Origin of the sequence: Bradyrhizobium sp. (assembly GCF_052389815.1) — a bacterium.
Classification (GTDB): domain Bacteria; phylum Pseudomonadota; class Alphaproteobacteria; order Rhizobiales; family Xanthobacteraceae; genus Bradyrhizobium.
This window is the reverse complement of the sequence record NZ_JBQTHN010000072.1, coordinates 25,082-39,394: the sequence shown is the minus strand read 5'-3', so window position 1 is coordinate 39,394 and position 14,313 is coordinate 25,082. Positions and strand designations below refer to the sequence as shown.

Annotated in this window: 12 protein-coding genes; 8 read left to right on the top strand and 4 right to left on the bottom strand. The window is 66.1% G+C overall.

Annotated elements, in window-relative coordinates; all coding sequences use genetic code 11:
* Positions 1 to 145: 145 nt before the first annotated feature.
* The 8 genes from lptF to ACT4OC_RS12650 all read left to right on the top strand — a co-directional run bounded on the left by lptF (position 146) and on the right by ACT4OC_RS12650 (position 9,924).
* A complete protein-coding gene (gene lptF / locus ACT4OC_RS12685) occupies positions 146 to 1,315 on the top strand; it encodes an LPS export ABC transporter permease LptF (protein WP_444839398.1) in 1,170 nt (389 codons plus the stop codon).
* Positions 1,312 to 2,409 (top strand): LPS export ABC transporter permease LptG, encoded by a 1,098-nt coding sequence (gene lptG / locus ACT4OC_RS12680; RefSeq protein WP_444839337.1) that lies wholly within the window; start codon positions 1,312 to 1,314, stop codon positions 2,407 to 2,409. The genes lptF and lptG overlap by 4 nt, the downstream gene beginning before the upstream one ends.
* Before the next feature lie 77 nt (positions 2,410 to 2,486).
* Complete coding sequence (locus ACT4OC_RS12675; RefSeq protein ID WP_444839336.1) at positions 2,487 to 4,892, top strand: LPS-assembly protein LptD; 2,406 nt, start codon at positions 2,487 to 2,489, stop codon at positions 4,890 to 4,892.
* Positions 4,893 to 4,971: 79 nt separating this feature from the next.
* Positions 4,972 to 5,892, top strand: coding sequence for a SurA N-terminal domain-containing protein (locus ACT4OC_RS12670; RefSeq protein ID WP_444839335.1), 921 nt, complete (start codon positions 4,972 to 4,974; stop codon positions 5,890 to 5,892).
* Positions 5,893 to 5,894: 2 nt separating this feature from the next.
* Positions 5,895 to 6,899, top strand: a complete 1,005-nt coding sequence (gene pdxA, locus ACT4OC_RS12665) for a 4-hydroxythreonine-4-phosphate dehydrogenase PdxA (RefSeq protein WP_444839334.1) — start codon at positions 5,895 to 5,897, stop codon at positions 6,897 to 6,899.
* A complete protein-coding gene (gene rsmA, locus ACT4OC_RS12660; RefSeq protein ID WP_444839333.1) occupies positions 6,896 to 7,756 on the top strand; it encodes a 16S rRNA (adenine(1518)-N(6)/adenine(1519)-N(6))-dimethyltransferase RsmA in 861 nt (286 codons plus the stop codon). The genes pdxA and rsmA overlap by 4 nt, the downstream gene beginning before the upstream one ends.
* A 19-nt stretch (positions 7,757 to 7,775) precedes the next feature.
* On the top strand, positions 7,776 to 8,834 hold the full coding sequence (locus tag ACT4OC_RS12655; RefSeq protein WP_444839332.1) for an alcohol dehydrogenase: 1,059 nt from the start codon (positions 7,776 to 7,778) through the stop codon (positions 8,832 to 8,834).
* A 220-nt stretch (positions 8,835 to 9,054) separates the two neighbouring features.
* Positions 9,055 to 9,924, top strand: a complete 870-nt coding sequence (locus tag ACT4OC_RS12650) for a hypothetical protein (RefSeq protein ID WP_444839331.1) — start codon at positions 9,055 to 9,057, stop codon at positions 9,922 to 9,924.
* A gap of 4 nt (positions 9,925 to 9,928) precedes the next feature.
* Here the strand turns inward: ACT4OC_RS12650 and gmk are convergent, their stop codons facing one another.
* The 4 genes from gmk to fabF form a co-directional block, all read right to left on the bottom strand.
* A complete protein-coding gene (gene gmk / locus ACT4OC_RS12645) occupies positions 9,929 to 10,588 on the bottom strand; it encodes a guanylate kinase (protein ID WP_444839330.1) in 660 nt (219 codons plus the stop codon).
* 4 nt (positions 10,589 to 10,592) lie between these two features.
* Positions 10,593 to 11,480 carry a YicC/YloC family endoribonuclease gene (locus ACT4OC_RS12640; RefSeq protein ID WP_444839329.1) on the bottom strand — a complete coding sequence of 296 codons (888 nt, stop codon included), beginning with the start codon at positions 11,478 to 11,480 and terminating at the stop codon, positions 10,593 to 10,595.
* Positions 11,481 to 11,584: 104 nt separating this feature from the next.
* Positions 11,585 to 12,871, bottom strand: coding sequence for an endolytic transglycosylase MltG (mltG, locus tag ACT4OC_RS12635; RefSeq protein ID WP_444839328.1), 1,287 nt, complete (start codon positions 12,869 to 12,871; stop codon positions 11,585 to 11,587).
* 127 nt (positions 12,872 to 12,998) lie between these two features.
* The gene (fabF, locus tag ACT4OC_RS12630) at positions 12,999 to 14,264 is read right to left on the bottom strand and encodes a beta-ketoacyl-ACP synthase II (protein ID WP_444839327.1); all 1,266 of its coding nucleotides are present in this window, start codon (positions 14,262 to 14,264) and stop codon (positions 12,999 to 13,001) included.
* Positions 14,265 to 14,313 lie beyond the last annotated feature (49 nt).

Here is a 14,313-nt window from a genome sequence, read left to right as displayed (position 1 = left end):
CCTCGGCCATTTTGTTGACAGATCAACGGGATGGTAGTGAGAGAGTAAGCCGGCTGGACGGTGCGCGGCGCGACCATTGGGGAACCCGGAATTCGGGATGGTTGACGCCGTGCGTTCGGCTGCGAGGTGGGGACGTGCCTAGGTGATGGGGTCGATCGACAGGTATATATTCCGCACGACGCTGGCGTCGTTTGCGGTGGTCCTGGTCAGCCTCACCGGCGTGATCTGGATTACCCAGGCGCTGCGCGGCATCGACCTGATGACGAGCCAGGGCCAGACCATCCTGACCTTCCTCGGCATCACCGGCCTCGTCATCCCGGCGCTGATCCTGATCATCTCGCCGATCGCCCTGATGATCTCGATCTCGCACACGCTGAACAAGCTGGCCACCGATTCCGAAATCATCGTGATGAACGCCGCGGGCTTTTCGCCGCTGCGGCTGTTCCTGCCGTTCCTCTACGCGACCTGTGTGGTGTCGCTGATCGTCGCGTTCATCGCTTCCTATCTCGCCCCCGACGGCCTGCGAAGGATCAAGCAGTGGGACGCCGAGATCACCGCCGACGTGCTCACCAACATCCTGCAGCCGGGCCGCTTCGCCCAGCTCGACCAGAACCTCACCATCCGGATTCGCGAGCGCCAGCCCGGCGGCGTCCTTGCCGGCATCTTCGTTGACGATCGCCGCGACCCCAAGGAGCGCGTCACCATCATCGCCGATCACGGCACCATCCTGCGCAACGAGAACGGCTCCTTCCTCGTGCTCGAGGACGGCAACCTCGAGCGCTTCGAAGCGGGAAAACGCGATCCCGCGCTGGTCGCATTCGGCCGCTACGCCTTCGACATGTCGCAGTTCTCCAACCGCAGCCGCGATACTTCGCTCGGAATTCGCGAACGCTATCTGTGGGAATTGCTGTCGCCCGCGGCGGACGATCCCGTGTTCAAGCAGCTCGGCGGTCAATTCCGCGCCGAGCTGCACGACCGCTTCCTCGCGCCGATCTATCCCTTCGCCTTCTCCGTGCTGACGTTCGCCTTCCTCGGCACGCCGCGCACCACGCGGCAGAGCCGCGGCTTCGCCATCACGAGCGCGGTGCTGGCGGTGTTCGGCCTGCGCATGGCCGGGTTTGCCTGCTCGGTCATGACCGTGAAGACGCCGTCGGCGGCGCTGGCGCAGTACCTGATGATGGTGGCGGCGATCGCGGTGGGCATGTTCATCATCGTGCGCGGCTACGTGATCGATGCGCCGGCGCCGCTGATCGAGGCGATCAACAGGACCGTCGAACGCATGACGCGCCTCGTTGGGAGGCCCGCCACCGCATGAGCATGATGACCAATACGCTCGGGCGATACTTCGCCGGCCGCTTCGTGGTCGCGGCGGTGGGCGTGTTTGCGTCGATCTTCCTGCTCCTGGTGCTGGTCGACTACATCGAGATGGTGCGCAAGACGTCGGGACTTGCCTCGGCATCCGCCATCACGGTGGCGCAGACGTCGCTGTTCCGCGTACCGCAGCTCCTGGAAAAGATGATGCCGTTCTGCGTGTTGATCGGCGCGATGACCTGCTATCTCGCGCTGTCGCGGCGGCTCGAGCTCGTGGTCGCGCGGGCGGCCGGCGTGTCGGCCTGGCAGTTCATCGCACCGGCGCTGGCGAGCTCGATCGTGCTCGGCGTTCTCGCCACCGTCGCCTACAACCCGATGTCGGCGACCTTGCGCGAATTGTCCAAGCGGATGGAGGCCGAGCTGTTCGGCTCCGCTCCCGGCGGCGGCATCCAGGACGCCTCCGGCTTCTGGCTCAATCAGGTCAACAACGAAGGCCAATGGATCATCAACGCGGCGCGCAGCGAGCAGCAGGGCGTCCGCCTGACCGGCCTCACGGTGTTCCGCTTCGACACCAAATTGGAGTTCAAGGAACGAATCGAGGCCCGCGAGGCGACCCTGGAGGAGGGCCGCTGGGTGTTCAAATCGGCGCGCCGATTCTCGCTGGACTCACCGCCGGTTGAGGAAGACACGTTCTACATCACGACCACCCTCACCCAGGCTCAGGTCCGCAACAGCTTTTCCACCCCGGAAACTGTGTCATTTTGGCAACTCCCGAGCTACATCCGCTCGTCCGAGAGTTCGGGTTTTGCGACGGCAGGCTACCGCCTGCAGTACCACAAGCTCATCGCACAGCCATTTTTGCTGGCTGCAATGGTGATGTTGGCCGCTTCCGTGAGCCTGCGCTTCTTCCGGATGGGCGGCGTGCAGAAGATGGTTTTGAGTGGCGTGGGTGCGGGCTTTCTGCTCTACGTTCTCTCGAAAGTAACTGAAGATTTGAGCAAGGCTGAGCTGATGCACCCCATCGCTGCGGCGTGGTTGCCCGTCTGCGTGGGTGGCCTCACCGGTTTCTTGGCCTTGCTGTACCAGGAGGACGGGTAGTGGCCGTTGTCGCCGCCCGCCAGTTGAGGTCGCCTGCGTTCGGGCGGCGCAGTCCCGTGCGCCGTCGACGTAGCCGCATGGCCGCGCTCCTGATCCTGATCGGCGGATTCACTCTTGCCGGCGCGATCGATGTTGCGCTGGTCGCGCCCGCCTCAGCCCAGAGCTTCACCTACAACCCGCGGCCGCCCAAGCCGCCGCGGCCGCCGGCGCCGAATGACGGGCAGATGCTCGTGCAGGCCGTCGAGGTCGACTACGACTACAACAATCAGCGCGTGTCCGCCGTCGGCAACGTGCAGATGTACTACAACGGCACCAGCGTCGAGGCCGACAAGGTCGTCTACGACCAGAAGACCAAGCGCCTGCATGCCGAGGGCAACATCCGCCTGACCGATGCGGAAGGCAAGATCACCTACGCCAACGTCATGGATCTCAGCGACGACTACCGCGATGGTTTCGTCGATTCGCTGCGCGTCGATACCGAAGACCAGACGCGCATGGCGGCGAGCCGCGCCGACCGCTCGGCCGGCAATTACACGGTGTTCGAGAACGGCGTGTATACCGCCTGCGCGCCCTGCAAGGACGATCCGAAGAAGCCGCCGCTGTGGCAGGTCAAGGGCGCGCGCATCATCCACAACCAAGAAGAACGGATGCTGTATTTCGAGAACGCGCAGCTCGAGTTCTTCGGCGTGCCGATGGCCTATCTGCCGTATTTCGCGACCCCCGACCCGACCGTGAAGCGCAAGACCGGCTTCCTGATGCCGAGTTACAACTCGGCCACCGGCTACGGCTTCGGCGTGGACACGCCGTTCTACTGGGCGCTCGCTCCGGACTACGACCTGACCATCACACCGCGCATCACCACCAGGCAGGGCGTGCTGGGCCAGGCCGAATTCCGCCAGCGCCTGCTGGACGGCTCCTACCAGATCCGGGCCTATGGCATTTACCAGCTCGACCCCGGCGCCTACGCCGGCCAGCCCGGCGACCGCGAGTTCCGCGGCGGCATCGACACCAAGGGCCAGTTCGCGATCAACGACAAATGGGTCTGGGGCTGGGAAGGCGTGCTGCTGTCCGACTACTACTTCTTCTCGGACTATCGCCTCGCCCAGTACCGCGACCCGCTCGGCTCGTTCATGAGCCTGCCGACGGAAGCGATCTCGCAGCTTTATCTCACCGGCGTCGGCAACCGCAGCTTTTTCGACGCGCGCGCGATCTACTTCCTGAGCTTCTCCGGCAACCAGGACAAGGTTCCGGTGATCCACCCGGTGATCGACTACAACAACGTCGTCAACCACAACATCTTCGGCGGCGAGCTCAGTTACCGGACCAACTTCACCAGTCTCACTCGCACGACCGCGGCGTTCGACCCGATCACGACTCTCGCCAATACCAACGGGCTTTGCCTCAACGCCTCAGCCGATCCGCTGGCGCGGCTGCCTTCGCAGTGCCTGCTGCGCGGCATGCCCGGCACCTACACGCGCGCAACGGCGGAGGTGCAGTGGCGCAAATCGATCACCGATCCGATCGGCCAGATCTGGACGCCGTTCGCGAGCCTGCGCGCCGATGCGATCGATTCCTCGATCTCCAACCAGCCGGGCGTTTCCAACTTCCTGCCGGTCGGCGACACCCAGGCGCTGCGCGCCATGCCGACCGTCGGTCTCGAGTACCGCTACCCCTTCATCAACGTTCAGCCATGGGGCACCACGATCGTCGAGCCGATCGCGCAGGTCATTCTTCGTCCGAACGAGAGCTATGCCGGCCGGCTGCCCAACGAGGACGCGCAGAGCCTCGTGTTCGACGCCAGCAATTTGTTCGCGGTCGACAAGTTCTCCGGTTATGACCGCATCGAAGGCGGCGGTCGCGCCAATGTCGGCGTTCAGGCCACGACGCAGTTCGACCGCGGCGGTTCGATCAACGTGTTGTTCGGCCAGTCCTACCAGCTGTTCGGCCTCAACTCCTTCGCGGTGGTGGACGCGACCAATACCGGCCTCGACTCCGGCCTCGCCACCCAGCGCTCCGACTACGTGGCGCGAGTCAATTACTCGCCGAACCGCACCTACACCTTCTCGACCCGCGCGCGGTTCGACGAGGCGACGATGAACGTCAACCGCTTCGAGGCAGAGGGACGCGCCACCTTCGACCGCTGGTCGGTGTCGATGTTGTACGGCAACTATGCAGAACAACCGGAGCTCGGCTATCTGACCCGACGCGAAGGTCTGCTCGGTAACGCCTCGGTGAAGATCGCGACCAACTGGGTGATCTCCGGCGGGGCGCGCTGGGATCTCGAAGCCAACAAGATCAACCAATACATCATCGGCGCCGGTTACGTCGACGACTGCTTCGTGCTGGCCGCCAACTACCTGACGTCGTACAGTTATTCCGCCGGTTCCACGCCGCCGACCCTGAACCATACGTTCATGCTGCAGATCGGCTTGCGTACCATTGCCACCTCGTCGGGCTCGAGTAGCGGCAGCGGTCTTCAGTAGCATCTGCCCAGGGGATGGACTTTCCGCCCATGGCGGCCCGGATCGAACAGGTCGAACAGCGCTTAGGAACATGATCGCCATGCCCTCGCTCCGCCTCTCAACCCTATTTGCCGCAATCCTGCTTGCTGCGATCGGTTGCGGCGCGCCGGCGCGCGCGCAGACCGTCGTCGTCATGGTGAACGGCGAGCCGATCACCAGCATGGACATCGAGCAGCGCGGCAAGCTCAACCTGATGACCACCAACAAGCAGCCGAACCGCCAGGACATCCTCAACGAGCTGATCGACGAAAAGGTGAAGATCAAGGAAGCCAAGCGCTTCGGAGTCGATCCCGGCACGAGCGACGTCGACCAATCCTACGCCCAGATGGCGCAGCGCATGCGCCTGTCCGCGAGTCAGCTCACCGAGGTGCTGGAGAAGCGCGGCGTGCGGCCCGAGACGCTGCGTTCGCGCATCAAGGCGGACATGGTCTGGGGCAGCCTGGTGCGCGGCCGCTTCAAGGAAAGCCTGCAGGTCGGCGAGCGGGACGTCGCCGCCGCCGTGCGCGGCACCGGCGAGGAGAAGCTCGAAGTCGAGGCTTCCGAATACAAGATGCGACCGGTCGTGCTGATCGTACCGCGCGGCTCGCCCGAATCCGCCTACCAGCAGCGCAGGAAGGAAGCCGAATCGCTGCGCGAACGCGTCACGAGCTGCGCCGATGCCATCAACTACTTCAAGTCGATGCGTGGTGCCGCGGTCCGCGAATTCGTCACCAAGACGTCGGCCGACCTGCCGGAAGCGTTGCGCGACATGCTGGAGAAGACGCCCGTCGGCCACCTGACGCCGCCCGAGACGACCAGGCAGGGCATCGAAATGGTGGCCCTGTGCGAGCGCAACAAGAAGATGATCGATACGCCGAAGAAGCGGGAGGTCCGCGAAAAGATGTTCGTGGAGAAATACGAGGCGAAATCGAAATCTTACCTGCAGGAAGTCCGCAAGGCGGCAATGATCGAATATCGTTGATCATGGCAAAGCCCCTTGCCCTGACCTCCGGTGAGCCCGCCGGCATCGGACCCGACATCGCGATCGAGGCGTGGCTGCGCCGCGGCGAGGCCGACCTTCCGCCATTCTACCTGCTTGGCGACCGCGGCTATTTCGCCGACCGCGCCAGGCATCTCGGCCTCAAGGCCGATTTCGCCGATGTCGCCGCCGCCGAGGCGGGCGCGGCCTTTGCCAAAGCCCTGCCCGTCGTCGCGACGGGCAAGACGGCGACCGCCGCGCCCGGCCGCCCCGACGGCAGCAGCGCGGATGCCGTGCTGGCCTCGATCCGCCAAGCCGTGGACGACGTCACGGCCGGCCGCGCCAGCGCCGTGGTCACCAATCCCATCGCCAAGAGCGTGCTGTATCGCGCCGGCTTCAAGCATCCCGGCCATACCGAATTCCTCGCCGAGCTTGCCAGCCGCGACGGCCGCGTGCCGCAGCCGGTGATGATGCTGTGGTCGCCCGGCCTTGCCGTGGTGCCGGTGACCATCCACGTCCCCTTGCGCGAGGCGATCGCCCGGCTCACCAGCGAGATGATCGTCGCAACCGCCCGCATCGCGGTGGCCGACCTGAAATCGCGCTTCGGCATCGCCAACCCGCGGCTGGCGATCTCCGGGCTCAATCCGCATGCCGGCGAGTTCGGCACGCTCGGCACCGAGGACGACGAGATCGTCGCGCCCGCGGTCGCCGCCCTGCGCAACCGCGGCATCCAGGCGCGCGGGCCGCTGCCGGCCGACACCATGTTCCATCCGGCGGCGCGGCAAACCTATGACTGCGCGATCTGCATGTATCACGACCAGGCGCTGATCCCGATCAAGACCATCGCCTTCGACGAGGCCGTCAACGTCACGCTGGGTTTGCCGTTCGTACGGACCTCGCCGGACCACGGCACCGCCTTCGACATCGCCGGCACCGGCAAGGCTAGTCCTGCGAGCCTGATCGCCGCGCTTAAACTCGCCGCCCGCATGGCGGCGGCGCATCCCTCATGAGCGCGATCGACGACCTGCCGCCGCTGCGCGAGGTCATTCGCGAACATTCCCTCTCCGCGCGCAAATCGCTCGGCCAGAATTTCCTGCTCGATCTCAACCTCACCGCCCGGATCGCGCGGGCGGCAGATCCGCTGCAAGACGCCACCGTGATCGAAGTCGGCCCCGGACCGGGCGGCCTGACGCGCGCCCTGCTCGCGCTCGGCGCGCGGCGCGTGATTGCGGTGGAGCGCGACGAGCGCGCGCTGGCGCCGCTGGAGGCCATCGCCAGGCGCTATCCCGGCCGGCTCGACATCGTCTGCGCCGATGCGCAGCGCTTCGATCCGCGTCCCATGCTTGCCGGCGAACGCGCGAAAATCGTCGCCAACCTGCCCTACAATATCGCTACGCAGCTCCTGATCGACTGGCTCACCGTCGAGCCCTGGCCGCCCTGGTACGACATGATGGTGCTGATGTTCCAGCGCGAGGTCGCCGAGCGGATCGTCGCGCACGAGAACGAGGAAGCCTACGGGCGGCTCGGCGTGCTCGCCAACTGGCGCACCGAAACGAAAATCCTGTTCGACATCTCGCCGTCGGCGTTCGTGCCGCAGCCGAAGGTCACCTCGTCCGTGGTGCGGCTGGTGCCGCGCCAAAGGCCGGAAGCGTGCGACCGCCGCGCGCTGGAGCAGGTCGCGGCCGCCGCGTTCGGCCAGCGCCGCAAGATGCTGCGGCAGAGCCTGAAATCGCTCGGCCTCGACCCGGCGCGGCTCGCAGCGGCAGCCCAGGTCGATCCGACGCGCCGTGCCGAGACCATCCCGATATCAGGCTTTGTTGCCATGGCGCGCGAATTGGCCGATATACGGGCCGCAAAACAAGATTAGCCCGAAGGGAGAAAACGAGATGGCGCTGATGCGGCGGCAATCATTGGTCAAGTTCGATGCGCCATTGTGCGAGACCATCGTGGACACGCCGAAGCCCAAGGGGGCCGAGGTGCTGGTCCGCATCGAGCGCTGCGGGCTGTGCCATTCCGACCTGCACATCCAGGACGGCTATGCCGATCTCGGCGGCGGCAAGAAGCTGGATACGACCCGCGGCATGGTGCTGCCCTTCACGCTCGGCCACGAGATCGCCGGCGTCGTCGAGGAAGTCGGCCCCGACGCGCCCGCGGGCCTGATCGGCGAAAGGCGCGCGGTGTTTCCCTGGATCGGCTGCGGCCAGTGCCGCGATTGCGCCAATGGCGACGAGAATCTCTGTGTCAAGCAGCGCTTCCTCGGCGTCTCCATCGACGGCGGCTTCGCCAGCCATGTGCTGGTGCCCGACGCGAAATATCTGCTCGAATACGATCCGCTGCCGGTGAACCAGGCGGCGACGCTGATGTGCTCCGGCGTCACCGCCTATGGCGCACTGAAGCGGCTGGCGGACCGGCCGCGGCAGCGCAACTTGCTGCTGATCGGCCTCGGCGGCGTCGGCATGATGGGCCTGTCGTTTGCGCAGGCGATGTTCAAGCAGCCGATAGCGGTTGCCGATCTCAGCGCGGCGGCGCGCGATACCGCGCTGAAGAACGGCGCAGCCGTCGCCTACGATCCCGCCGAGCCCGACGTGGTCAAGCGCATGATCAAGGAGACCGAGGGCGGGTTCGACGAGATCGTCGATTTCGCGGGCAACGAGAAGTCGATGGCGTTTGCCGTGTCGGTTGTCGCGCGCGGCGGCAAGATCGTGGTGTCCGGCCTGATGGGCGGCAATTTCAGCCTGCCGATGGTGCAGTGGGTCTACAAGCGCATGACCATCGAGGGCTTCATGGTCGGCACGCTCGCCGAGGGCAAGGAACTGATGGCGCTGGCGCGCGCCGGCAAGATCAGGCCGACGCCGATGCGCGAGGAGCCGATGGCGGACGTGCAGAAGTGGATCGACGAGCTGCGCGCCGGCCGCGTCGTCGGCCGCATCATGTTGAAGAATTAGGGCGTGATCCCGCAAAGTGCGGTACCGGTTTTCGGGTAGATCATGCTCCAGGGATAACGGCCTTTTCACGCATTTTTCGCCCGATTTTCGGCCCCCGCCGGCACACGCCGGCGGGGTCTTAATTAAGCCTTAACGACTCCGGATTTGCGGCTCATTGCCACCCAGATTCTCGCAGAGAAGGGGTGCGTAAACTGCGTTGCGTCGCGTCCCGGAGGTGTTCATGAAAGCCCGCGCTGCTAAATTCGTGGCGGCGATCCTCGCCTCCGTTATTTCCAGCGCGAATGGCCTCGCCGCTCCCGAAACCGCTGCTCCCGAAGGCGCCGAACAGAAGGCCGATACGTGCCTGACGTCGCCCCGCGAGTACGCCCCGCCGGGCACCCGTTGGCGCTATCGTGTCGAACGGGGCACCGGCCGTCACTGCTGGTTTCTGAAGGACGGCACCGAAAAGGCTGCAGGCAAGGCAGCCGAGCAATCAACCGCCGCTACGGAAGAACCGGCTCCCGCCCCGCCGCGCAAGAAGCCGGCAGAGACGCGCTCGGTTTCCGACGCGCGCGCCGAATTCTCGCGCGCGCCTGTCGAGCAGGAAGCAAGGCCAGCGCCGCTGCAAAGCCCGCCCGCGCCAGCCGCAAGCGCGCCTGTCACCGACAATGGCGATCCCGCTTCCGCACGAACCGCAGGCAACATGCTGGCGCCGGCCGCCGCAACGCGCTGGCCGGATCCGATGTCGACCATGGCGAACGGCGCAGCGAATCCGCCGGCTGCACCGGCCGACCAGACCGCGCAGGTGCGCACCGCTCCAGCAACGGCGCCGGCAAAGCCGCCGGTCATGCCGCGCGTCGTGCCGCCCGTTCCCATCGCGGAAAAGCCGATGTCGCTGCCGATGCTGATCACCGTCATCGCCGGCGGGCTGTCGGTCCTCGGCGTGCTGGCCAGCCTGCTCTTCGCCTGGCTGTCCTCCCGCCGCACGCGCCTGACACCGAGCGCGCCGATGCCGACGCTGGAGGTGCCGGACGCGCCGCGCCGGCCCGGCGACCTCTACCGCAAGAGAAAGCGGATGCGCGCGCAAGGAAGCGGCCGCCGCGCCGCTTGAGCCATCATTTCTCGAGCTGGCGCTGCAGGTTGCGCACGAACCCGGTTAGGCCGACGCGCCGCGCGCGCTTCAGCCGTTCTGCCTTGAGGATCGAATGCACCTCGGCAAAGGCATCGTCGACGTTCCGGTTGACGACGATGTAGTCGTATTCCGCCCAATGGCTCATCTCATGGCTGGCGCGATCCATGCGGGAGCGGATCACCTCTTCGGAATCCTGCGCGCGGGTGTGCAGGCGCTTCTCGAGGTCGGCGGCCGACGGCGGCAGGATGAAGACGCTGACGACGTCGGTGCCGGCCTTCTCGCGCAGCTGCTGTGTGCCTTGCCAATCGATGTCGAACAAGACGTCCCGCCCCTCGGCGAGCGCCGTCTCTACCGGCACGCGCGGCGTACCGTAGCTCTTGCCGAACACGAGCGCCCATTCCAGCAGGTCGCCGCTTGCGACCATCTCGTCGAAACGCTTCTGGTCGACGAAATAGTAGTCCCTGCCCTCGACCTCTCCCGGCCGCTGCGCGCGCGTCGTCGCGGAGACCGACATCTGGAGGCCGTCGACCATCTCCATCAGCATGCGCGACAGCGTGGTCTTGCCGGCGCCCGACGGCGACGACAGCACGAACATCAGCCCGCGCCGCGCCACCCCGTCAGCACTTTGGCTGCCCGCCGCCATCGCCTCACTCCAGATTCTGCACCTGCTCGCGGAACTGCTCGACGACGTTCTTCATCGCGAGCCCCGTATTGGTGAGCTCGATGTCGTTGGATTTCGAGCAGCAGGTATTGACCTCGCGGTTGAATTCCTGCGCCAGGAAATCGAGCCGCCGGCCGACCGGTCCGCCCTTGCCGAGGATGTCGCGCGCCTGCGCGACGTGGGAGGCGATGCGGTCGAGCTCCTCGCGGATGTCGGCCTTGGTCGCGATCAGGAGCGCTTCCTGGGCGAGCCGGTCCTGGTCGAAACGATCCGACGCCTCCAATAGCGCTGCGACCTGTTCGGCAAGCCGCGCGCGGATGGCTTCCGGCTTGCGCCCGGGCGCGGCCTCGGCGCGTTTGGCGAGTTGCTCGATTTCGTCAACGCGCGCGCCCAGAACCTGGCCGAGCGCCGCACCCTCGCGACGGCGCATTTCGACGAGCTCGGTCAAGGCCTGCTCGAACGCCGCCATCGCGGCAGCCCTGGCGGCCTTGTCTTCCTCCTCGTTGCCTTCGGGCTCGATCACCTCGATGACGCCCTTGATGGCGAGCAGGCCGTCGACGCTGGGCGCCACCGCATCGATCTTGCCGGCGACCTGGCCGGCGACCTTCACCACGGCAGCCAGCACGTCCTCGTTGATCCGCACTTGCGCCACGGCGTTGGTCCGCTTGACGTTGAGATTGGCGTAGACCGTGCCGCGCACGAGCAGCTCGCCCGCGCGCTTCTTGGCGGGGGCCTCGATCTCGTCCCAGCCGGGCGGCAGCCGCAGGCGCAGATCGAAGCCCTTGGCGTTGACCGATTTCAGTTCCCATTCGAACGTATAGGGACCGCTGGCGCCGTGGCTGCGGGCAAAACCGGTCATGCTCGACAGCGCCATCGCGATAGATTCTCCGAACGGGGAATGAGAGACTCAAGGGGTCGCGCGACCATAGGACGATTTCACGACAAGTGAAATCGGCTTGGCCGTGCGCGATGCGAGGGCTAGCGCTGCACCACCGACGGCGCGGCGGGAGACTGCGCCGCACCCTGCCGGGCCGGCGCCTGCGCGGGGGCCGGAGGCCGCGCCGGCCGCTTCGCCGCCGGAGGCCTGGTGCCGGTGCCGGCGGTCGGATTGGTGTCGGCGGCGGGAGGCGCGCCGGCAGCGGCAGGCGGCGGGGCCTCTTCGGCCGGCTCGACCGTGTCGTTCTGGATCTGCTTTTCCATGGCGCGCAGCTTGGCGACGTTCTTCTGATGCGCGTCGTAGGTTTCGGTGAAGGCGTGGCCGCCGCTGCCGTCGGCGACGAAGAACAGGTCGCGCGTGCGTGCCGGATTGGCGGTGGCCTCGAGCGACGCGCGGCCGGGATTGGAGATCGGTCCGGGCGGCAGGCCCTCGATCACATAGGTGTTGTAGGGCGACGGCTGGCTGATTTCCGAGCGCTTGATCGGCCGCCCCAGCGTGCCCTTGCCGCCGACCAGGCCGTAGATGATGGTCGGATCGGACTGCAGCTTGATCTTCTGCCGCAGCCGGTTGGTGAAGACGGCGGCGACGCGGCTGCGCTCGTCGGCCCTGCCGGTTTCCTTCTCGACGATGGAGGCGAGCGTGATGAGCTGGTCCGGCGACCTGATCGGGATGTCCGGATTGCGGCGCTCCCAGATCTCGGCCAGCACGCGCTTCTGCGTCTGCTGCATGCGCTGGATCACCTGCTCGCGCGTGGTGCCGCGCGGAAACTTGTAGGTCTCGGGCAGCAGCGTGCCCTCGCGCGGAATCTCGCGCACGCTGCCGGCAAAGATGTCGTTGTCGGAAAGCCGTGCCACGATCTGCTCCGACGTCAGGCCTTCGGGAATGGTGACCGCATGCTGCACCACCTTGCCTTCGACGATGGTGGCGATGACGGCACGCAGGCTCGCATTCTTCTGGAACAGATACTCGCCCGGCTTCAGGTCGGAGCTCGCCTTCAGCGCATAGACGCTGCCGATGAATATCCAGGGATTGACGTTGATCACGCCCTCTCTCTGCAGCACGTCGGAAATGTCGCGCTTGCCGGCGCGCGCAGGGATGTTGACGACCTTGTCTTCCCTGAGGGGTCCTGCCGATTCCAGCATCTGCCTGCCGTAATAGTAGGAGACGCCGGCGCCGATCATCAGCAGGATCAGGATCGTGAAGATCGCGTTGCCGACCACCACGAACGGGTTGCGCGCGCGATCGCTCCGCTTGGGCGGCGGCGGCACCTGCTCGGGCTCGAGCGCGGCGCGCGGACTGCGGGGCGAAATGGGCGGCCTCTCACTCATCGATGCAACCTGGTTCCTGCCGGTTCAATCGTGGCCGGCAAATCACTGCCCAGCCAATAGCATACGCCCGCAACTAGGAGTCAGCGCCGAATACGGCAAAAGCGTGGATTAACTCCACGCTGCTTCTTTAGTTGACCACGCGCTGGAGGATAACGGAGGCATTGGTGCCGCCGAAACCGAACGAATTCGAGAGCGCAATGTTGATCTCGCGCTTGCGCGCCGTGTGGGGCACGAGGTCGATCGCCGTCTCGATCGACGGGTTGTCGAGATTGATCGTCGGCGGAGCGACATTATCGCGAATCGCCAGAATGCTGAAGATCGCCTCGATCGCGCCGGCCGCTCCAAGCAAATGACCGGTGGACGATTTGGTCGACGACATCGACACCTTGGAGGCGGCGTTGCCCAGCAGCCGCTCGACCGCGCCGAGCTCGATCTCGTCGCCGACCGGCGTCGAGGTGCCGTGCGCGTTGATGTAGTCGAGATCGGAAGCCGTGAGGCCGGCGCGCTTCAATGCCGCCGACATGCTGCGGAAGCCGCCGTCGCCGTCCGGCGTCGGCGAGGTGATGTGATAGGCATCGCCCGACAGGCCGTAGCCGGTCACCTCGGCATAGATCTTCGCGCCGCGCCGTTTGGCGTGCTCATATTCTTCCAGGACGACGATGCCTGCGCCCTCGCCCATCACGAAGCCGTCGCGGCCCTTGTCATAGGGGCGCGAGGCCTTTTCCGGCGTTTCGTTGTAGCCGGTCGAGAGAGCGCGCGCCGCGCAGAAGCCGGCCATGCCGATGCGGCAGATCGGCGATTCCGTGCCGCCCGCCACCATCACGTCGGCATCGCCGAGCGCAATCAGCCGGGCGCCGTCGCCGATCGCGTGCGCGCCGGTCGAGCATGCCGTCACCACCGAATGGTTCGGACCTTTCAGGCCGTGCTCGATCGAGACATAGCCGGAGGCGAGATTGATCAGCCGGCCCGGAATGAAGAACGGCGACACTTTGCGCGGACCGCGCTCTTTCAGGACGATCGCGGTGTCGGCGATTCCGGAGAGGCCCCCGATGCCGGAGCCGATCAGCGTGCCGGTGGCGCAGCGCTCCTCCTCGGTGGACGGATGCCAGTCGGCATCGTCGAGCGCCTGCCGTGCAGCACACATCGCATAAATGATGAAATCGTCGACCTTGCGCTGGTCCTTTGGCTCCATCCACTGGTCGGGATTGAAGCTGCCGTTCGAGCCGTCGCCGCGCGGGATGATGCAGGCGATCTGGCAGGTCAGGTCGGACGCCTCGAACGTGTCGATCTTCTTCGCGCCGCTCTTGCCGGCAAGGATCCGCGTCCAGGTCGGTTCCACGCCGCATGCGAGCGGCGTGACCATGCCGAGCCCCGTGACGACCACCCGTCTCATGTCAAACTCCGCGCCTTGGAAATGGCGGCCGACAACAAGAAACCGGGGG